Below are 20200 nucleotides of genomic sequence, written 5' to 3'. Positions count from 1 at the left end.
CGCCTCGATCAACGGCCGAAGTTGGCGCGCAGGCTAACCCCGAAATAACGCTCGGAGTCGCGCGGAACCTGCTGGCGCACGTAGGTGCTGGGGATCCTGGCCGTCGTGTAGAAGCTGTCGCCGATGTTCTTGGCGATGAACGACAGGCGATAACGGTCCTCGCGATCGACCAGCGAGACGGTCGCGTCCCACAGGCTGAAGCCTTCCGGCGCGGGGCCGAGGTTGGGGTTGTTGACGTTCGGACGGCCCGCGCCCTGGTAGGCGATCGACGAGTTCAGGCCGATGTCGAAGGGCAGGGACGGGGTCTCGACCAGATAGTCCACGGCCGCCGACCAGCGCCACTTCGCCGGACCCAGCGGCTGGCCGTTGATCGCCGAGCAGGTCGCCGGCGAACCCGCCGGGCAGTGGAACTTCTCGATCTTGGCGTCGGTGTAGGCCGCGCCGCCCGACAGGGTCAGGTTCCTGGCCGGACGCGCCTGGGCGTCGAGCTCCAGGCCCGCGGTCGAAACCTCGCCCGCATTGACCAGGCGGCTGACGATCGTGCCGGCCACGGTGTCGAAGTTGGTGGTCTGGAAGCCTTTGAAGTTGGTCGTGAATGCGGCCAGGTTCAGCACCAGCCGGCGGTCCAGCAGCGTGCTCTTCAGGCCGGCCTCGTAGGCGTCGGACTTCTCCGGATCCAGCGGCAGGGTGTCGAAGGCCTGCATGTTGAAGAACACGTTGATCGCCGGGCCCTTGTAGCCGCGCGAATAGTTCACGTAGCCCAGCACGTTGTCGGAGAGGTCGTACTGCAGGCCGATCCGGCCCGACACGCCATCGGTGCTCTTGGAGCCCTGGGCGGCGAAGCTGGGGCGCACGCCGGCCGTGGCGGTGGGGAAGGCCGAGACCCGGGCGAAGTCGAAGCTGATCTCGTCGTGCGACCAGCGCAGGCCGGCCACGCCGCGCAGGCGCGGGGTGAAGTTCAGGTTGGCCTGGCCGAAGGCGGCGTAGTTCTCGAGCTCGGTGGTGAAGTTGGCCGTGCCGTTCGAGGTGACGACGAAGGTCGAGGAGCCCGTGGCGCAGACGCCGCCGGCCAGGGTGGTGGCCGCGCAGGCGACGTTGGTGCGGTTGAAGTAATTGTCCTGCTTGGTCTTGTAGTAGAAGGCCCCGACCACGTAGTCGAGGAAGCCTCCGGTCGGCGAGGCCAGGCGCACTTCCTGGGTGAACTGGTTGAAGTCCAGCACGCCCACGTCCTTCGACGAAGCCGTGCCCACGCGCCGGCCGGCGATGGAGGTGTAGTCGCCGTCGCGCACCTCGGTGTTGCCCCAGCCGCGCCAGGCGGTGATCGAGGTCAGGGTGTAGTCGCCCAGCCGGTAGTCGACCTGGCCCGAATAGCCCCAGGTGCTGTCCTTGGTGACGGGCGCGACGTCATTGTTGATGTCGCGGTTGCTGGGGCTCAGGACCAGCGGCGCCTGCTGGCCGATGATCGCGTCGCCCGGCGTTGCGTAGCCGATGGCGTCGGCCGAGCCGTTGTCGACGGCGTTGACGCTGTCGGCGATCAGGCTGACCGTCAGGTCGTCGCTGGGCGTCCATTCCAGCTTGCCGCGGAAGCCCAGGCGCTCGTAGCCGTTGACCTTGGAGCCGTCGTAGACGTTGGTCGCCGAGCCGTCGTACTGGCCGTACACCGCCGTCAGGCCGCCGCGCAGGGTCTGGCTGATCGGGCCCGAGACGCCCGCGCGCAGGCGATATTCATCGCCCTCGAACCAGCTGCCCTCGACGAAGCCCTTGGTCGTGGCCGAGGGGCGGCGGGTGACGATCGAGACGACGCCGGCCGAGGCGTTCTTGCCGAACAGCGTGCCCTGCGGACCGCGCAGCACCTCGATGCGGTCGACGTCGAAGAAGTCGAAGAAGGCCTGGCCCGAGCGGGCGTAGACGACGCCGTCGACCACCGTCGAGACCGCGGGCTCCGAGCCCGCCGAGAACGAGGTCGTGCCGATGCCGCGGATGTTCAGAGACGAGTTGACGTTGGTCGTGCCCTTGCGGAACGTCAGCGACGGCACCTGCTGCACCAGTTGCTCGGCCGAGAAGGTCTGGCGCTTTTCGAGGTCGTCCCCCCGGACGACCGTCACCGCCACCGGCACCTTCTGGACGTTCTCGGCCCGGCGCTGCGAGGTGACGACGATCTCTTCCAGCTGCGTGTCGGAGGCGGGCGCGTCAGCGGCCCAGGCAAGGGCGGGCAGGCTGGCGCCGATCAGAAGCGCCGAGACGGCGAGGGCGCGACCGCGAGGACGCGAGACGGAAGACGGCATTGGAAATCCCCCAGATGGCTTGGCGCCGACCGGTCGGCGAGCCGTGGCGGAGTAGCTTGAGGGGGGCAAATGTCGTTATTCAATTTTTCCTATCGGATTAATAGGATTTCCAAAAGGGACTGATCGGCCACCTCTGCTAGGGCGGTCGTCCGACCAGGGAAGACCGCATGAACAGACGCATCCTACTCGCCGGCGTGTTCGGCGTTTCGGCCGCCGCGAGCGCCGGCTCCGCCGCCCCGAAGGCGCGCCTGGCCGAGACGATCCCCTTGTGGTCGGCCGGCGCGCCCGGCGGCGAACAGGTCACGGTCAGCGAGACCGTGCGCGAGGTCGAGGACCAGGGACGCAAGGGGCGCGACATCTCCGGCGTGCGTGAACCGCGCCTGAGCCTGCATCGACCCTCCGGCCCAAGCGACACGGCGGTGCTGGTCGTTCCCGGCGGCGCCTTCAACCGGGTGGTGTTCGACAAGGAAGGCGAGGAGGTGTGCCGCTGGCTGGCGGACGCCGGCTACGCGGCGGGGGCGTTGCTCTATCGCCTGCCTGGCGAGGGCTGGGCCGACGGCCAGGAGGTGATGCTGCACGACGCGGCGCGGGCGCTGCGCCTGCTCGCTCGCCGTACGGGCGCGCGCCGCGTTGGCGTCCTGGGCTTTTCGGCGGGCGGCACGATCGCGGCGAGCCTAGTCGCCCGCAGCGATGAAATCCGTTATCCGCCAGTCGATCAGCTCGACCGCGACCCTCTTCGGATCGATTTCCTGGGCCTGGGCTATCCCTATCTGAACGTGCCAGCCTCGCCCCGGCGGGGGCTTTATCCCGGTCCGCCCAAGTCGCCGCCGCCGACCTTTTTCTTCCACGCCGCCGATGATCCGCGCGTCACTGTCGACAACAGCCTTCAGGCCTTTCAAGGGTGGCGGCAGGCCGGCGCCCAGGCGGCCCTGCACGTGTTCGAGCGCGGCGGCCACGGGTTTGGCCTGCGCGCGCCGGCCGGCTCCTCCGCGGCCGCCTGGCCGGATCTCTTCCTGAACTGGGTGCGTGCGCTCGGCGTCCCTGGTCAGTGAGGCGCCAGTCCGGACAGGATCTCTTGCCGAAGCGCCACGAAGACGGGGTCTTCTCGCCGGCGCGGATAGTCGAGCGGCACGGCCAGTTCCCGGATGATGCGGGCCGGCCGATCGCTGAACACCAGGATACGCTGGGCCAGCAGCAGGGCCTCCTCGACGTCGTGGGTGACCAGGACGCTGGTGAAACGGCGGGCCTGCCAGATCTTCAGCAGTTCCTCCTGCAGGGTCATGCGGGTGAGGGCGTCGAGCTTGCCCAGCGGTTCGTCCAGCAGGAGCAGGCGCGGGTCGTTGACCAACACCCGACCCAGAGCCGCTCGCTGGGCCATGCCGCCGGACAGTTCGTGCGGCAGGGCGTCGGCGAAGGCCTCGAGGCCGACGAGGCGCAGGATCTCGTCGATCCGCCCCTTCTGCGCCTTGAGCACGCCGCGGGTCTCCAGGCCGACGGCCAGGTTCTGGCGCACCGAACGCCACGGATAGAGCGTCGGGTCCTGGAACACGAGCAGGCGGCTGGGATCGGGGCCGGTGATCCTGACGCCGTCCGCGCCGATCTTGCCTTCGCGCGGCGCATCCAGCCCGCTCAGCAGGCGCAGCAGGGTCGACTTCCCGCAGCCGCTGGGGCCCAGCAGGGCCACGAACTCGCCGGCTTCGATGGTGAAGCTGACGTCGTCGAGCACCGGCAGTTGCCCGGTCTTGGTCGTGAAGGCGTGGCTGACCCGGCGGGCCTGCACCGACAGGCCCTGGGGCGCCGACGGCACCGGGGTGTCGAGGGTCTGTTCCAGAGCGGTCACCAGCGCACCATGCCTTTCTGCCAGGCCAGCACCCGGTCGCGGACGGCGAAGAGCAGGCCGATAAGGCCAGAGAACAGCAGGGCCATGATGATCAGCGCGCCGTAGAGGTTGGCGTAGGCGGCCCAGCCTTGCGCCCATTGCAGGTACCAGCCGAGACCGGCCTTCACCCCCATCATCTCGGCCACGATCAGCACCGCGAACGAGGCGCCCAGCCCCATGAACAGGCCGACGAACACGTGCGGCAGGGCGGCCGGAACGGCGACCTTGCGGATCAGGAACGCGCGCGAGGCGCCCAGGGTGCGGGCGATGTCGTAATAGCCGCTGAGCACGCTGCCGACGCCCGAGGCGGTGAGCACCGCCACCGGGAACAGGGTCGAGAGACCGATCAGGAAGGTGCTGGCGCTGCGGGCGCCGGGAAAGAAGAAGAACGCGACCGGCAGCCAGGCTGTGGCCGGCAGAGGTCCGACGAACCGCAGGATCGGATGGCCCCAGTAGCTGGCGGTCTTCGACCAGCCGACGGCCACGCCGATGGCGAAGCCGAAGAGCGCGCCGGAGAAGTAGCCGGGCAGAAGCAGGGCCAGCGAGTGGACGACGCTCTCGACCAGCCGGCCGGCGTCGTCGGTATAGACCTCCAGGATCGACTGCGGCGGCGGGAAGAAGGGCAGGGGCAGGATGCCGGTCTTGGCGGTGAGCACCTGCCAGGCGGTCAGGGCCAGCGGCAGGGCGATCAGCCAGCGGCCGGCGGGTTTCAGGCGGCCGGTCAGCGTCCAGGACGCGCCGGCCAGCGACAGCGCCAGCAGCGGCGCGGCCAGCGCGAACTGGAGCAGGGCCCACAGGCCGGTCCGCGCCCAAGGCGTCAGGTCGGGCCAGGCCAGGGTCAGGGCGCTCGCGCCGATCCAGACGAGCGCGGCGGCCAGGCCTTCGCTCCAGATCGGCGGGGTGGTCCATCGCGCCAGTGGCGGGGCGGTGGGGCGGGCGACGTCGATGCCGGTCATGGTCGGCTCCTCAGGCGAAGACGTTGTCGACGATCCCAGCCGCGAAGCGGTCGGGGACGAGGTTGGGCTTCATCACCCCGACGTCGCGAAGCTCCTGGGCGTAGAGCGCAACCTCGTGCTGCAGGTCGCGGCCGACGGGGTGCTTGTCGTGGGTCTGCATGCGCAGCACGGCCACGAGGTCCTCCTCGCTGGCCTTGGCGTAGGGCGCGAAGACCCGGGCGGTGGCGTGTGGGTCCTGCGAGCACAGGGTGGCGGCGGTGACCAGTGAGCGGGCCAGGGCGGTGGCGGCCGGCCGGTCGTCGCGCAGTAGGTGGCCGCTGGCGCCGAGCACGCAGCAGAAGCGGTCCTGCCAGGGCGCGGAAAGGTTCGACAGCACCTCGACCAGGTCGCCCTTCGAGGCCTTCTGCAGCAGGTAGAGCAGGGGATCGGAATCGACGAAGGCCTGGATCTCGCCCTTCTCGGCGGCCGCCGCCAGCAGCGGGGCGGGGAAGGCCCGCCACTCGACGTCGCGGTTGGGATCCAGGCCGTTGGCCTTCAGCAGCACGGCCAGGGCGTTGCGGCCCGAGCCGCTGATCTCGGCCAGGCCGATGGTCTTGCCGCGCAGGCTCTGGACGTCGTCGGTGATCCCGTGGCGACGCGAGCCCACCACTCGCAGGCAGCCGCCGTGGGTGCCGGCGATCAGCTTGACGTCGAAACCCTGCTCCAGCGGCTTGATCCAGCGCAGGATCATGCCGACCCCGGCGTCGGCCTTGCCGGTCGAGATCGCCTCCAGCAACTGGTCGGTCGAGCCGGCGAAGTTGACCAGCTCCACGTCCAGGCCGTTGTCGGCGTAGATGCCGTATTCCTTGGCCAGCAGGGCAGGGGCCAGGCAGATGGCGTTGGCGTTCCAGGCCAGGCGGATCTTGCGCTTGCCGTCGGCGGTGACGGGGCGCTTGGGGCCCGCAGTCCCCCAGGCGACCGCGCCTGCCACGCCGGCCGCCGCCAGGCCGCCGCCGGCGACCAGCAGGTTGCGGCGGCTCAGCAGGGAGGGCTTGGGCCTGGCCTCCGGTTCGGCGATGTCGTCGAGGTCTTCGGACATGGCGTCTGTCGTCTTTCTTCGGAGGGCGGTCTTCGTGTCCGACGCTTAGCCGGAGCGAGAAAAAGCGAACAAACGCGCAGTTCTCATCAACGGTATCAGCGCGACTGATGTGTTCGCCGGGGCTTGAGGAATTGACGCCCGCCTTCGCTTAATCTTGGAAGCGGGCCAGAATTACTGGGGCCGGAGGCTCAGTAGTCGATGGTCCGGGGTATGCCGCCGCCCGCGGCGATGGTCTGGCCGTTGATCGCGCCGCTGAGCGGCGAGGCCAGCACGGCGGCCAGCCAGGCGATCTCCGAGGCGTCGACGATGCGGCCAATGGTGTTGCCCTGGGCGATCCTGGCCTCGGCCTCCGGTGTCGTCTTCTCCGTGCGCGTGCCGCCCGGATGGATGACGTTGGCGGTGATCCCGCGTGGACCCAGTTCGTCGGCCAGGTTCTTGGTCAGGGACGAGACCGCGCCGTTGCGGATCGAGGCGACGTAGTGGCCGGTGGTCCGCGCCGCCAGCCCGCCGATGTTGATGATCCGGCCCCAGCCGCCCTCCAACAGATGCGGCGCGACGGCCCTGGCGGTGCGCAGATAGCCGGCGACCTTGACGTTGACGTCGGCCAGCAGCGCCGCGCCGTCCACCTCGGCCAGCCGGGCGGCGGGGGCCGCGCCGCCCGGCGTGGCGGCGTTGTTGACCAGGATGTCTATCCCGCCCAGCTCGGCGATCGCGGCGCGCACGAGATTGTCGACCGAGGCGTCGTCGCCGGTGTCGGCGCGGATCGGCGTCACCCGCCGGCCCAGGGCGTTGGCCAGTTCGAAGGTCGCCGCCTCCAGGGCCACGCTGTCGCGCCCGGCGATGGCCACCTCGACGCCTTCGCGGCCCAGCGCCAGGGCGATGGCCTTGCCGATGCCCCGGCTGCCGCCGGTGACGATGGCGCGCTTTCCCGCCAGTTTCAGGTCCATGACGGCCTCCTAGAACTTGCGATTGACGTAGAGGTTGACCATCCGCGGCTCGTTGTAGGCGCGGTAGTAGAGGGGCGAGGTCCCGGCGTTGCTGGGTGAATAGCCGCCGGCCTGGCCGCGCCGCAGGTCGAAGAGGTTCTTGACCTGCACGCCGGCGGTCCACCCTTCGTCGTCGGCCGTATAGTTGACCGTCGCGTTGACGAAGGTCTGCGGCCGCACCTGGGTCTGGGCGGTGTTGTAGATGTCGACGTAGCGGCGGGACTCGTACTGGGCGTCGGCGCCGACCCGCCATGCGCCCGGCGTGTCGAGCGGCAGGCGATAGTTGGCCGAGAAGCCCAGCTGCCAGCGCGGGGCGTAGGGGAAATCGAGACCCACCAGCGTCTTCCGGCCCGCCACGTTGTTGGGCAGGGTGGCGGTGAAGGTGTCGTAGGCGGTCTCCAGATAGGCGGCCGTGGCCGACAGGCGCAGGCCCTCGATCGGCGCGGTCGCCAGCTCCACCTCGACGCCCTGCGAGTGGGCGTCGCCGGCGTTGATCAGCTGGTTGACGACGTTGCCCAGGGCCGCCGTCGCCGTGGCCCGGACCTGGAAGTCCTCGATGTCGTTGTAGAAGGCCGCCAGGTTCGCCGTCAGCGCGCCGTCCAGCCAGCGGGTCTTGATTCCCAGCTCGTAGGTGCTGGTCGTCTGCGGCAGGTAGGGGGTCAGCGAACCGACCACGGTGTTGGTGCGCAGGTCGTAACCGCCGCTCTTGAAGCCCTGCGAATAGGAGCCGTAGACCAGAACGTCGGGCGTCCACTGGAACTGCAGGCCAAGCTTCGGCGTGAAGCTGTCGAAGCTGGTCCACGGCGCATGGACGTCGAAATTGGTGGTGTAGGGCCCGTACAGCTTCTCGAACTGCCAGGGGTCGTAGTTCCACTCCTGCGGGTCGTGCAGGGCGGTGTTGGATTTCTGCTGGCCGAAATTGTCGAAGCGCCGACGGTCCTCGGTGTAGCGGCCGCCCAGCGTCGCGGTCAGGCGCTGCGTCAGCTTGTAGTTCACCTGGCCGAAAACGGCCCAGCTTTCGGTGCGCAGGTAGTTGTTGGTGTGGGTGACCGTGCCGACGTTGTCGCTTGGGCTGCCGGCGGACTGGCTGAGCCGGTGATTGTGGAAATATTCGTAGAAGTAATAGACGCCGGCGACGAAGTTCAGGCGATCGTACTCGCCGTTCAGGTTGAACTCCTGCGTCCGATAGTGCTGGTCGAAGCCGGCGTAGCTGTCGCCCTTGATCTGGGTGACGCCGTCGTTGTCGTAGTAGATCGGGCCGTGCATGCCGCGCACGGCGGTCACCGACTTCAGGCTCAGATTGTCGGTCAGGCGATGCTTGATGGTCAGCGAGGCGCCGTAAACCGTGGTCCTGTTGTAGGGCAGGGTGTCAGACCAGGTCAGGTCCGGATCGGTCTTGCCGTTTCCGCCGACCTGGCCGTCGGGCTGGTTCACCGGCGTGTAGTAGCTCTGGCTGGAGCGGTCCCACATGCCGTCGGCCGAAAAGCCGATGCTGGTGTTCTCCGTCAGCTGCGAGAACAGCTTGCCGCGCAGGACGGTCAGGTCGAGGTCGTTGACGTCCTTGTTCAGCGGCACGCTGTGCTGCCAGCCGTCGCGGGTGTGGCGGATCACCGACAGCGAGCCGTTCAGCTTGTCGTTCGCCAGGATCGCGCCGTTGATACGGGCCTTGAAGTCGAGGTTGTCGTAGCTTCCGAGCGCCAGGCCGACCTCGCCGCTGCGCTGGGCGGTCGGCTCCTTGGTGATGAAGCGGATGGCGCCGGCGCTGGAATTGCGGCCGTAGAGCGTGCCCTGCGGTCCGCGCAGCACCTCCACCCGCTCCAGGTCGGGGGTGTCGTAGAGCGAGCCGACGGTGCGCGCCAGGTAGACGTCGTCGACGTAAACGGCGACCGAGGGCTCGGGATAGGTGTCGATCTCGCCGATGCCGCGGATCGAATACTGTTGGGTGGTGTAGGCCGTGGAGCGGCGCGGCGCCAGCAGGCCCGGCACGCGGCCGGCCAGGTCGCGGAAGGTGGCGATCTTCTGCTGCTCGATGGCTTCGCCGGCCAGGGCCGTGATGGCGATCGGCGTGTTTTGCAGGTTCTCCGACCGCTTCTGGGCGGTGACGATCACCTCCTCGACCTTGCCGTCGGCGGCGTCGGGCGAAGACGGGTTCGGCGCGGCGTGGGCGGCGGCGGTCGAGAGCGTGGCGAGGGCGGTCGCCGCGAACAGGCGGATGCGAAAGGCCGGCGACGGAATGAAGCTGTGCATGATGCCCCGAGAGAGTGGCCGACAGGCGCGGCGGTGGTCGGGGCGTCAAGGGCGTGGTTGGCGGAGTGAATGAAACCTAGGTTTCTTGCCCTTCGCTTTGAGGTTTTCTGAATATTGAAATTGCGTCTTTATTTCTTGTTCTAAAACAAGGCGGCATATTTCGATGTCTGTATTGCCGGTTTGAGTGCGTAAATCTGAATAATTCGAATGAAGGTTATGAGCGCCGGTTCGCCGCCTCAATGCAGCTTCGGATAGGCAAGGCCGCGAGCGAGATCCTCCAGATGCACGACGGCGCGGTAGTGGGCGGCCGGCAGCAGGTCGAAGCCGTCCAGCAGCAGGGCCTGGCGAGCCGATCGCAGGGCCGGGTCGGTCGCGACCTCGTCCAGCACGGCCAGGGTCGTGGCGTGAACGGACGCCGGCAGCGCCGCCGAGGCGATCAGCGGCAGGCCGGGAGTCGCGGCCGTCCAGGCCAGTACGCGCAGGCCGCCGGCGAGCGTGGGGCGATGACGCTGGATGTGGGCCCAGGTGACGCAGTCGACCGCCGCCACGTCCGCGTCGCCGTCGATCACGGCTTGGGCGCTGGCCACATGGGCCCCGGTGAGCACCACGGACCTGAAGAACCGCTCGCCGCCGGCCAGGGGAGCGATCTCGGCCCGAAGCAGGTTCATGCCGGTGTTGGAGGCCGGGTCGTTGAGCGCGCAGCGTTGGCCGCGCAGGTCCGCCAGGTTGGCGGCCGGATCCTCGGCGCGCACCAGTATGGCGCTGCGGTGCAGGGCGCCGTCGCAGCCGGCGGCGCGGTAGCGCGGCGTGGCGAGCACCCGCACCGCGCCTTTCAGTTGCTTGGCCAGCGGGTAGCCGCAGGTCTGGGCCAGCAGCAGGTCGGGATTGCGCCAGACGTCCTCGAGCGGCTCGTCGCGGCTGAGGCGCGCCGGCGCCCGTACGCCGCGTGCCTTCAACCGCCTGGCGATGGCCGACCACAGTTGGTCGTTGGCCTCGCGCAGTTCGGGCAGGTCGTACATCGGCAGGGCGGCGACGGCGGCCACGGGGCGGTGGCGACGGGCGATGGTCATGACGAGGTCTCCAGCGCCTTGCCGTGGTCGGCGTGGTCGTGCGGGGTCAGCAGGTATCGACGGAAGATCTCGCCATAGCCGTCGTAGACGAGCCCGCCGTTGGACGAGAGCAGGCGGGCGCGCTCGCGGACGTAGCGGCCGGGCAGGCGGTACCAGGGCGTGCCGGGACTGTCGTGATGGGCGGCGTGCAGGTTGTTGTTGAGAAACAGCAGGCCTAGCACGGGCGCGTTCTCGACCACGGCCACGCGCCGGTCGTGGAGGCGGTGGGCGCGATGTTCGGCGAACGAGCGGATCAGCGACAGGGCCGCGCCCGGATAGACGAAGCACAGCAGATAGCGGCCGAGCGAGAGGCCGCAGGCGAAATGCAGCCAGGCCAGCACGACGGCGACCAACGCCAGGTGCGTCGCCCAGATCCGGCGGGCCGCCGCCGCGCGAGGCGACGCCAGGCTCCGGGCCTCCCGGACGAGGAATGTCGCGATCTCGATCGGCGGGCCCAGCAGCAGCCGGCCCGCCAGGGTCGATCCGGCGAAGGCCGAGACCCGCGCCCAGCGCGAGGCCGAAGGCGGCAGGTAGCGCGACTCCGGATCGTGCTCGGGGCTCGTCAGGTCGTGGGTGGCGTGGTGGGCCAGGTGCGTGCGGCGATAGAGCGGGTAGGGCAGCCACAGCGACAGCGGCGCGGAGGCCAGGGCGTCGTTGACCCGTCGCCACGGGGTGGGGTGGCCGTGGATCGCCTCGTGCTGGAACGAGCCGTGCCAGGCCAGGATCCAGCCGCCCAGCGCCGCCAGCAGCGGCGTCGGGATCTTGGCGCTGGCCAGGGTGAGCATGATCCAGCCGCCATGGATGACGGCCCAGAGGATCAGGGTGGGAACTTCGAGACGGCTCGAGAGTGGGGGTGAATCGGGTCGGGGCGCCGACGACATCTATGCGACTTCCAACGAAGTGGGCAGGCGCGCCTGCCGGGGTGTGATGTCAAAAATCTACAAATTGAGTAGGAATTGGGTCGAGGGAGTTTTTCTGGCGATGCGTTCAGGCCCGGCGGACGCGAAGCCGCCTTGGCGAGGAGGGCCGCGTCGCCGTGAAGACGTCGCGCCTTCCACGCGTGGCGAGCTAAAATCCTATAAAACAAGTAGAAATATATATGCTGAGCGTTTCGCGGTGTTGGCGCGCGAGCCCTCAAAATGAGGAAATTTGAAACAAGTCCTTGGTCGAAATGAGTTTGTTTCGACTACCGGTGTCGAATTGAACCTCACTCCGACGATAGAAAAACTGGAGCGATAAGCGCCACGAGCGGCCTTAAGGCGGCCCCACTGTTTGTTTCTGGGGCTTACCGTTCATGTCCAAGTCGACGCTCGCGCTCGCCGCGCTCCTCGCTTCCGCCGCCATCCCGACCTTCGTCCAGGCCCAGGCCGCGAACGCGCCCGCCGACTCCTCCTCGACGGCGGTCGACGAGCTGGTCGTCACCGGCACCAACATCCGCGGCGCCTCCGCCAAGGGCTTCAACCCGGTGCAGGTGATCGGCATCGAGGAGGTGAAGACCTCGGGCAAGGTGACGGTCGCCGACCTGCTGCGCTCGATCTCGGCCAACACCGGCAACTCGACCAACGAGACCAGCAACAGCGGCTGGGCCTCGGGCTCGGCCGGCATCGGCCTGCGCGGTCTGTCGCAGAAGAATACCCTGGTGCTGCTGAACGGCCGCCGCGTCGCCAACTACGGCTTCCCGTCCAACGGCCTGTCGGACACCTTCGTCAACCTGAATGCCCTGCCTCTGGTGGCCGTGCAGCGCATGGAAGTGCTGAAGGACGGCGCTTCGGCCATCTACGGCTCCGACGCCGTGGCCGGCGTGGTCAACATCATCACTCGCCAGAACTTCCAGGGCCTCGAGGGCGGCGCCACCTACGGCACGTCGGGCGAGGGCGGCCTCGACACCTGGCGCGGCAAGCTGGTCGGCGGCTTCGGCGATCTCGACGAGGACCGCTTCAACGTGCTGTTCAGTGTCGAGGCCTACACCCGCGACCGCCTCGACCAGGACGAGCGCGACCTGACCAAGTCGGGCATCTATAGCGGCCAGCCCGGCGGCCGCTGGAACGGCTGGAGCGCCAAGGGCGCCCGCTTCCTGGTCAATGGCGCGTCGGTTCCGTTCCTCGACGCGGCCGGCAACTGCCCGACCGGCATGGTCCGCACCGCCAGCGCGCCGATCGACGGCCTGGCCGGCGAGACCTGCGCCATCAACCTGTCGCCCTACACCACGCTGATCCCGTCGACCGACCGCTACCAGGGCTATGTCAGCGGCACGTACCGCGTGACCGACAACGTCGAGCTCTTCGGCGAGGCGGTCTACAGCTACATCAAGGGCGCCTCGATCTTCGGCTCCAGCCCGTACTTCACCCTGGAGGGCGGCCGCTTCGCGCTGAACGCCGCCACGGGCCTGGCCGAGCCGGTCTCGAACCTGCTGCCGGCGGGCAACCCCTACAACCCCTACGGCGTGGCCGTGCCGATCGAGTACACCTTCTTCGACCTGGGCCAATCGCTGAAGACCAACGTCTCCAAGGCCTATCGCGTGGTCGGCGGCGTGCGCGGCAAGAACGAGCGGTTCGACTGGGAGTTCGCCGCCTTCGCCTCGGCCAGCGACGAGCGCGAGACGGTCGCGGCCGGCTTCGCCAACCGCTGGGCCCTGGCCGACGCCCTGGCCAACGGAACGCTGAACCTGCACCAGCCGGAAGACACCCCCAAGGCCGTGCTGGACGCCATCCGCCTCAGCACCGTGCGTCCGGCCAAGTCGGAGCTGTACGGCGCCGACTTCAAGGTCTCCGGCGAGCTGTTCCAGCTGCCGGCCGGTCCGGTCGGCTACGCGGCGGGCGTGGAGTACCGCAACGAGTCCCTGGTCTCGCGCAATCCCTGGCAGATCGACGCGGGCCTTCAGGTCCGTCCGGCCATCGCCGCCGTCGACGGCGAGCGCGAGGTGGTCGCCGGCTATGTCGAGGCCAACGTCCCGATCCTGTCGACCCTGGAGTTGCAGGTGGCCGGCCGCGGCGACCACTACAGCGACTTCGGCAGCGCCTTCTCGCCCAAGGCCGGGGTGCGCTGGCGTCCGAGCGACAAGGTGACCCTGCGGGCCTCGGCCTCGCGCGGCTTCCGCGCCCCGTCGCTGTCGGAGAACTCGGCTTCGACCAACATCTCCTACGGCACGGTGGTCGATCCCTACGATCCGGACCTGCCCGGTTCGCGCCAGAGCCCGACCTTCTTCACGGTCGGCAATACCGACCTCGACCCCGAGCGTACGCGCTCGTTCAACGTTGGCGCGGTGTTCACCCCGCTGCGCGGCAGCCTGATCAGCATCGACTGGTACAAGATCAAGCTCAGCAACCTGGTGGGCACGGGCAACACCACCTCGATCGTCCAGGGCAACAACCCCGCCGACGTGATCCGGGATTCCCGCGGCAAGCTGGTGGCCGTCTACAACCGCTACCAGAACCTCACCGAGCTCACGACCTCGGGCCTGGACATCGAACTGGGCCAGAAGCTGAGCACGGAGGCCTACGGCGACTTCACGGTGTCGACCGCCTATACCCACGTCTTCGACTATCGCCGGCCGGTCACGCCGGGCGGCGCCCTGGTCAACTACGCGGGCAACAACCGCGGCCCGGTGCTGCCGGCCGACAAGGCCACCACGCGCCTGGGCTGGAGGATCTCCGACCTCGACGCCAACCTGACCTGGTACCACACCAGCGGCTACGACCTGATCCCGACCGTCGCCGGCCAGAGCCGCGTCGACGCCTACGACCAGGTCGATCTCTATGTCGGCTGGTCGGGCTTCAAGAAGGTGACGATCTACGCCAAGGTCGAGAACGTCTTCGACGAGGCGCCGCCGCATGACGCCAACTTCCCCGGCATCCGCGCACCGTACGACTTCAGCCAGTACGACCTGCGTGGCCGCTACTTCCAAGTCGGCTTCGACTACCGCCTGTAAGCGTCCTCCGACCGAGTAGAAACATCATGTCCATCAAGTCCTGGATCCGGAGCGCCGCCCCTGCGGCGCTCCTCGCCGCCGCCGTGGCCGGCGCGACCCTTGTCGCGGCGCCGGCCGCCCTGGCCGCGCCGATCGGCTACTATTTCCCGCAGGCGGCCTCGGCCGACCTCGACCCCGCGATCCCGACTCCGGAGGCCTTCCTCGGCTATTCGATCGGCTCGCAGTATACCCGCCACGATCAGGTCGTGGCCTATCTGAAGGAACTCGACCGGCTCTCCGACCGGATCACGGTCGAGGAGATCGGCCGTACCTACGAGGGCCGTCCGCTGCTGGCGGTGATCGTCACCTCGCCGGCCAACCAGGGCCGCCTGGAGGAGCTGCGCAAGGCCCACGCCGCACTGGCCGATCCGTCGGCGCCGCAGCCCGACCCGGCCAAGACCCCGGTGGTGGTCGGCCTCTATTACGGCGTCCACGGCAACGAGACCTCCAGCGGCGAGGCCGCGCTGCTGACGGCCTATTACCTGGTCGCCGGCCGTTCGGCCGAGGTGACCGAGTGGCTGGACAAGGCCGTGATCCTGATCGATCCCGTCCAGAACCCCGACGGCCGCGACCGCGCCGCCAACTGGCACAATGCCTGGAAGAGCAACCCGCCGGTCTCCGACCCGCTCGACAAGGAGCATGTCGAGGCGTTCCCGATGGGGCGCACCAACCACTACTTCACCGACCTCAACCGCGACTGGCTGGCCATCACCCAGGCCGAGACCCGGGCCAAGCTGAAAGTCTTCCACCGCTGGCTGCCCAACGTGCAGATCGACTTCCACGAGATGGGGACGGGCAGCACCTATTATTTCGAGCCGTCGCCGGCCAGCATGGAAAGCCCGCTGCTGCCCAAGGCCTCGTACGAGTTCAACAAAGTGCTGGCCAGGTACCACGCCAAGTCGCTCGATGACCTGGGCTCGCTCTACTACACCGGCGAAAACTACGACAACTTCTCGGCCGTCTACGGCTCGACCTATCCCGACTTCCATGGCGGCGTCGGGGTTACGGTCGAGCAGGCCAGTTCGCGCGGCCTCGTGCAGGACGCGGCCGGCGGCAAGGTCGAGTTTCCGTTCACGATCCGCAACCAGGTGGCCACGGGCCTGGCCTCGGTGCGCGGCGCGGTGGCCGAGCGCGAGGGGCTGTTCAAGCTGCAGCGCGACACCTTCCGCACGGCGGTGGAGGAGGGGCGGCGCTACAAGTACGGAGCCTTCGTGTTTGGCGATCCGGCCGATCCCGGCCTGTCGCGGCAGACCCTCGACCTGCTGCTCCAGCATGGGATCGAGGTCCACGCCCTGGCCGCGCCGGTGACCATCGACGGCCAGGCCTACGCGCCGGGCAGCGCCTGGATCGTGCCCTCGGCCCAGCCGCAGTTCCGCCTCGTCCACTCGATCTTCGAGCCGACGCCGCCGACCAAGGGCGGCGTCTACGGCAGCACCTCCTACGCCATCGCGCCGGCCTACAACCTGGCTGTCGGCCGCCTGTCCAAGACGCCTGCGCTCGGCGCGGCGGTGACGCAGGTTCCGGCGGCGGTCGGCGGCGTGGTCGGTCGGGAGACCGCATACGCCTATGCCGTCGACTGGCGCGACCTCAACGCGCCCAAGGTGCTGTCGAGCCTGCTGCAGCGGGGCGTGAAGGTGCGCGCGGCGTTCGACCCGTTCACCGCCGGCGTGCAGGGCGGCCAGACGGCGTTCGGACGCGGAACCCTGGTGGTGACCACGGCCGGCCAGTCGCTTGCGGCGGCTGAGCTGCGGGCGGCGGTCGACAAGGCCTCGCGCGACGCCGGCGTCGTCGCCTACGCCCTGGCCTCGGGCCGCAGCCTGTCGGGCGTCGATCTGGGCAGCGAGAGCGTCCGCCCCCTGCGCACGCCGAGGATCGCCCTGGTCATGGGCGAGGGCGTCAACGCCACCGAGATCGGCTCGACCTGGTTCTCGCTCAGCGAGCGCCTGGGCTTCCCGGCCACCAAGCTCGACCCGGCCCAGCTGCGTCGCGCCCCCCTGGGCGGCTACACCAGCATCGTGCTGGCGGGCGGTCGCTACGACGACTGGAGCGAGGACACGGTCGCGGCCCTGCGCCGCTGGGTGCAGTCCGGCGGCTCGCTGGTGACCTTCGGCGCGGCCTCGAAATGGGCCGTGGCCAAGGGCCTGGCCGGTCCGCCGCCCAAGGCCGCCGAGCCCGAGGCGGCCAAGGCCGAGGAGCGGCAGGACTTCGCCCAGCGCCGCGACGCCCTGGCCGAGAAGCGCAGCGCCGGCAATGCCCTGTCGGCCGACGCCGACATCACCCACCCCCTGGCTTTCGGCCTGACCCGCCGGGCGCTGTTCGTGAACAAGGAGACCGACGTCACCCTGTCGCCGGTGGCGGACGCCTTCTCGAACGTGGTGCGGATCGACGCCCAGCCTGTGGTCAACGGCTACCTGCCCGAAACCCTGCGCAAGCAGGCGGCGGGGTCGGTCTGGGCGCAGGTGGCGCGCTCGGGCGAGGGCAACGTGGTGCTGTTCGCCGACGATCCGGCCCACCGCAAGTATTGGCTGGGGACCGAGCGCCTGCTCCTCAACAGCCTGTTCTTCGCCAACCAGCTGGCGCCGTCGGCCCGATGAGCGATGGCCTGGCGGGTCAGGCAGGAGGATAGGGCCCTTCAAGCTGGCGCGCGGCGCGGGGCGGGGCGGCGCGCTGCGCGTCAGCATGAAGGTCGATCGGATCACCGAAATTTCGTATGGCGTGGACGATCTCCGGCCTCGGCTCGCGGCAGGAAAGGCTGGCGTCCCTCGACCCCCTGCAGATGGCGGGGTCTGCCGAGCGTTGAACCTTGCGGTCCTTCTGGGTGGGTATGCAGACGGCTCCACCGCTGGCAGCGACCGGGTCGATGATGACCTGGGCGTCGTAGCCCCTGTCGGCCGCCGCGGCCTTGTTTCGATGCAGGCGCTTGTTGGCGTGGTGCGGCTGGCCTGACCGCACACAAACCGCCCCCGTCAAGAGCCGTTGACCAACTGCGGCGAGCATGCGTGGCCGCCGATCACCAATCGGTTGCATTCAAGCTTGACAATAAGTTCGGATCAATCGCCGGATGTATCGGCGCAGGTATGGGTTGTACCTGTCTCTGGGGGCTACATGTTCAATCGCGTTGTGGGGCGAGCGCTGATCGCAGCGCTCTGGTCGTGCTTGTCGTGCGTCGGTTTTGCCTATGCGCAATCCACCGTCACCTACACCTATGATGGTCTGGGTAGAGTGACCGGAGCGACCTACTCGGCAGGCGACGCCGTCTCCTACAGCTATGACGCGGCCGGCAATCGCACCCAGACGACGGCCACGCCGCCGGCGCCGGGCGTGTCGGCCAAGTCGATCGCCACCGCTTATGGAGCGCCGGGTTCGGTCAACCTGGCCCCCTCGGGCGTCTGGACCGGGATCACCTTTCCGGCGGCCCCCGCCAAGGGAACGCTGAGCCTGGCGGGCTCGACCGTGACCTACACGCCCAACGCCGGAACCTACGGCGCCGACAGCTTCACCTTCCGGGCCACCGGGCCAGGCGGAGCGAGCGGCGTGGCGACGGTTTCCGTGACCGTGGCCGTGCCCGCCGCGCCCACGGTGTCGGCCAAGGCGCTCTCGAGCGGCTACAACACCTCGGGCGCGGTCGACCTCGCGCCGTCGGGCGTGTGGAGTGCGATCGGCTTCCCGGCGGCGCCGGGCAAGGGCACGCTGAGCCTGTCGGGCTCGACCGTGACCTATACGCCCAACGCCGGAACTTACGGCGCCGACAGCTTCACCTTCAACGCCACGGGACCGGGGGGAACCAGCAGCGCCGCCACGGTCAGCGTCACGGTCGCCAACCCGCCCGCGCCGACGGTGTCGGCCAAGTCGATCTCGACCGGCTACAACGCCGCGGGCTCGGTGAATCTGGCGCCAGCCGGCGTGTGGAGCTCGATCGCCTTCCCCGCCGGGCCGACCAAGGGAACGCTGAGCCTGTCGGGCTCGACCGTGACCTATACGCCCAACAACGGAACCTACGGGACCGACAGCTTCACCTTCACGGCTTCCGGTCCGGGTGGGACCAGCAGCGCCGCGACGGTCAGCGTCACCGTGGCCAATCCCGCCGCGCCGGTGGTCGGGAACAAGTCGCTGTCCGCCGGCTACAACGCCGCCGGGGCGGTCGATCTGGCGCCGTCGGGCGTGTGGAGTTCGATCAGCTTCCCGGCCGGTCCGGCCAAGGGCGCGTTGAGCCTGTCGGGCTCGACCGTGACCTACACGCCCAACAATGGAGCCTACGGCGCCGACAGCTTCACCTTCCAGGCCAGCGGTCCGGGCGGCACCAGCGGTCAGGCCACGGTCAACGTCACGATCGCCAATCCGCCGGCGCCGACGGTGTCGGCCAAGTCGCTCTCGACCGGCTACAACGCCGCGGGCGCGGTCAACCTCGCGCCGTCGGGCGTGTGGAGCTCGATCGGCTTTCCGGCGGCGCCGGGCAAGGGCACGCTGAGCCTGTCGGGCTCGACCGTGACCTATACGCCCAACGCCGGAACCTATGGGGCCGACAGCTTCACCTTCAACGCCTCCGGTCCGGGCGGAACCAGCGCCGCGGCCAGCGTCAGCGTCAGCGTCGGCCTGCCGCCGGCGCCGGTGGTGTCGAACAAGGTGCTGTCGACGGGCTACGGGGCGTCCGGTTCGGCCGATCTGGCGCCGTCGGGGGTGTGGAGCTCGATCGGCTTCCCGAACGCCCCGTCGAAGGGAACGCTGAGCCTGTCGGGCTCGACGGTGACCTATACGCCCAACGGCGGCACCTACGGGTCCGACAGCTTCACCTTCACGGCCTCGGGGCCGGGCGGGACCAGCAGCGTCGGCACGGTCAGCGTCACGATCGGCAATCCGCCGGCGCCGGTGGTGTCGAACAAGGTGCTGTCGACGGGTTACGGGGCGTCTGGTTCGGCCGATCTGGCGCCGTCGGGCGTGTGGAGTTCCATCGGCTTCCCGAACGCCCCGTCGAAGGGCACGCTGAGCCTTTCGGGCTCGACCGTAACCTACACGCCGAACGGCGGGGCCTACGGCGCCGACAGCTTCACATTCCAGGCCAGCGGACCGGGCGGGGGCAGCAGCGTTGGCACGGTCAGCGTGGCGATCGGCAATCCGCCGGCGCCCTCGGTGTCGAACCGGTCCATCTCGACCGCTCACAACGCCGCGGGCGCGGTCGACTTGGCGCCGTCGGGGGTCTGGAGCTCGATCGGCTTCCCGAGCGGTCCGTCCAAGGGGACGCTGAGCCTGTCGGGCTCGGTGGTGACCTACACGCCCAACACCGGGACCTACGGCGCCGACAGCTTCACCTTCGCGGCCTCTGGTCCCGGCGGAACCAGCGCCGCGGCCACGGTCAATGTCAGCGTCGCCAATCCGCCCAACCGTGCGCCGGTGGCTGAGAACGACTTCGAGACCTTCTACGCAGACCAGCCGGTGACCCTGTGGCCGTTGCAGAACGACTCTGATCCCGACGGCGATCCGCTGACCATCGTGGCGATCACCCAGCCGGGCAACGGCGTCACGGCGAGCTTCACCGGGAACACCATATCGCTCAACCGCATCGTCTCGGGGACCATCGTGGTCACCTACACGATCTCGGACGGTCAGGGGCACACCGCCCAGGCGAACTTCTTCATCACCGGCAACCTCGGGACGCCGGAATGGTGACGGCGCCTCCGTCCTCCGCCGATCCCGGG

The 20200-nt window shown here is 69.0% G+C and carries 12 protein-coding genes; 4 read left to right on the top strand and 8 right to left on the bottom strand.

Translation table 11 applies throughout. The annotated features are described in order from the left end of the window. Positions 1-8: 8 nt before the first annotated feature. The gene (locus tag V6S85_RS10775) at positions 9-2285 is read right to left on the bottom strand and encodes a TonB-dependent receptor (RefSeq protein WP_334348943.1); all 2277 of its coding nucleotides are present in this window, start codon (positions 2283-2285) and stop codon (positions 9-11) included. A gap of 167 nt (positions 2286-2452) precedes the next feature. Between V6S85_RS10775 and V6S85_RS10770 the strand changes: the two genes are divergently transcribed. Then, positions 2453-3337, top strand: a complete 885-nt coding sequence (locus V6S85_RS10770) for an alpha/beta hydrolase (RefSeq protein ID WP_334348942.1) — start codon at positions 2453-2455, stop codon at positions 3335-3337. Here V6S85_RS10770 and V6S85_RS10765 read toward each other — a convergent pair. The 7 genes from V6S85_RS10765 to V6S85_RS10735 all read right to left on the bottom strand — a co-directional run bounded on the left by V6S85_RS10765 (position 3331) and on the right by V6S85_RS10735 (position 11421). Beyond that, positions 3331-4125 (bottom strand): ABC transporter ATP-binding protein, encoded by a 795-nt coding sequence (locus tag V6S85_RS10765; RefSeq protein WP_334348941.1) that lies wholly within the window; start codon positions 4123-4125, stop codon positions 3331-3333. The genes V6S85_RS10770 and V6S85_RS10765 overlap by 7 nt on opposite strands. Beyond that, positions 4122-5120: an ABC transporter permease gene (locus V6S85_RS10760; RefSeq protein WP_334348940.1), complete on the bottom strand. Its 999-nt coding sequence runs from the start codon at positions 5118-5120 to the stop codon at positions 4122-4124. Before V6S85_RS10760 ends, V6S85_RS10765 begins: the two co-directional genes overlap by 4 nt. Before the next feature lie 10 nt (positions 5121-5130). Then, positions 5131-6198 carry an ABC transporter substrate-binding protein gene (locus tag V6S85_RS10755; protein ID WP_334348939.1) on the bottom strand — a complete coding sequence of 356 codons (1068 nt, stop codon included), beginning with the start codon at positions 6196-6198 and terminating at the stop codon, positions 5131-5133. Positions 6199-6386: 188 nt separating this feature from the next. After that, positions 6387-7145 (bottom strand): SDR family NAD(P)-dependent oxidoreductase, encoded by a 759-nt coding sequence (locus tag V6S85_RS10750; protein WP_116565568.1) that lies wholly within the window; start codon positions 7143-7145, stop codon positions 6387-6389. Between the two features lie 9 nt (positions 7146-7154). Beyond that, positions 7155-9431, bottom strand: coding sequence for a TonB-dependent receptor (locus tag V6S85_RS10745; RefSeq protein ID WP_334348938.1), 2277 nt, complete (start codon positions 9429-9431; stop codon positions 7155-7157). A 236-nt stretch (positions 9432-9667) separates the two neighbouring features. Further along, a complete protein-coding gene (locus tag V6S85_RS10740; RefSeq protein ID WP_334348937.1) occupies positions 9668-10501 on the bottom strand; it encodes a phosphate/phosphite/phosphonate ABC transporter substrate-binding protein in 834 nt (277 codons plus the stop codon). Continuing rightward, on the bottom strand, positions 10498-11421 hold the full coding sequence (locus tag V6S85_RS10735) for a fatty acid desaturase (RefSeq protein WP_334348936.1): 924 nt from the start codon (positions 11419-11421) through the stop codon (positions 10498-10500). The genes V6S85_RS10740 and V6S85_RS10735 overlap by 4 nt, the downstream gene beginning before the upstream one ends. Positions 11422-11834: 413 nt before the next feature. Between V6S85_RS10735 and V6S85_RS10730 the strand changes: the two genes are divergently transcribed. From V6S85_RS10730 to V6S85_RS10720, 3 genes are all read left to right on the top strand, one after another. Beyond that, positions 11835-14468 carry a TonB-dependent receptor plug domain-containing protein gene (locus tag V6S85_RS10730; protein WP_334348935.1) on the top strand — a complete coding sequence of 878 codons (2634 nt, stop codon included), beginning with the start codon at positions 11835-11837 and terminating at the stop codon, positions 14466-14468. Between the two features lie 26 nt (positions 14469-14494). Then, complete coding sequence (locus V6S85_RS10725) at positions 14495-17101, top strand: M14 family zinc carboxypeptidase (RefSeq protein ID WP_334348934.1); 2607 nt, start codon at positions 14495-14497, stop codon at positions 17099-17101. A 511-nt stretch (positions 17102-17612) separates the two neighbouring features. Further along, positions 17613-20171, top strand: a complete 2559-nt coding sequence (locus V6S85_RS10720) for an Ig-like domain-containing protein (RefSeq protein WP_334348933.1) — start codon at positions 17613-17615, stop codon at positions 20169-20171. Positions 20172-20200: the final 29 nt, after the last annotated feature.

Origin of the sequence: Caulobacter sp. CCNWLW153 (genome assembly GCF_036889365.1) — a bacterium.
Classification (GTDB): Bacteria; Pseudomonadota; Alphaproteobacteria; order Caulobacterales; family Caulobacteraceae; genus Caulobacter; species Caulobacter radicis.
The sequence above is the reverse complement of the archived record's forward strand: the minus strand, read 5'-3'. Positions and strand labels throughout refer to the sequence as shown.

Excerpts from the sequence above, each read along its gene's own strand:
- V6S85_RS10730 (WP_334348935.1), top strand. The coding sequence starts at position 11,835 with ATGTCCAAGTCGACGCTCGCGCTCGCCGCGCTCCTCGCTTCCGCCGCC.
- V6S85_RS10720 (WP_334348933.1), top strand. The coding sequence starts at position 17,613 with ATGTTCAATCGCGTTGTGGGGCGAGCGCTGATCGCAGCGCTCTGGTCG.
- V6S85_RS10755 (WP_334348939.1), bottom strand. The coding sequence starts at position 6,198 with ATGTCCGAAGACCTCGACGACATCGCCGAACCGGAGGCCAGGCCCAAG.
- V6S85_RS10735 (WP_334348936.1), bottom strand. The coding sequence starts at position 11,421 with ATGTCGTCGGCGCCCCGACCCGATTCACCCCCACTCTCGAGCCGTCTC.
- V6S85_RS10725 (WP_334348934.1), top strand. The coding sequence starts at position 14,495 with ATGTCCATCAAGTCCTGGATCCGGAGCGCCGCCCCTGCGGCGCTCCTC.
- V6S85_RS10770 (WP_334348942.1), top strand. The coding sequence starts at position 2,453 with ATGAACAGACGCATCCTACTCGCCGGCGTGTTCGGCGTTTCGGCCGCC.
- V6S85_RS10760 (WP_334348940.1), bottom strand. The coding sequence starts at position 5,120 with ATGACCGGCATCGACGTCGCCCGCCCCACCGCCCCGCCACTGGCGCGA.
- V6S85_RS10740 (WP_334348937.1), bottom strand. The coding sequence starts at position 10,501 with ATGACCATCGCCCGTCGCCACCGCCCCGTGGCCGCCGTCGCCGCCCTG.
- V6S85_RS10745 (WP_334348938.1), bottom strand. The coding sequence starts at position 9,431 with ATGCACAGCTTCATTCCGTCGCCGGCCTTTCGCATCCGCCTGTTCGCG.
- V6S85_RS10750 (WP_116565568.1), bottom strand. The coding sequence starts at position 7,145 with ATGGACCTGAAACTGGCGGGAAAGCGCGCCATCGTCACCGGCGGCAGC.
- V6S85_RS10775 (WP_334348943.1), bottom strand. The coding sequence starts at position 2,285 with ATGCCGTCTTCCGTCTCGCGTCCTCGCGGTCGCGCCCTCGCCGTCTCG.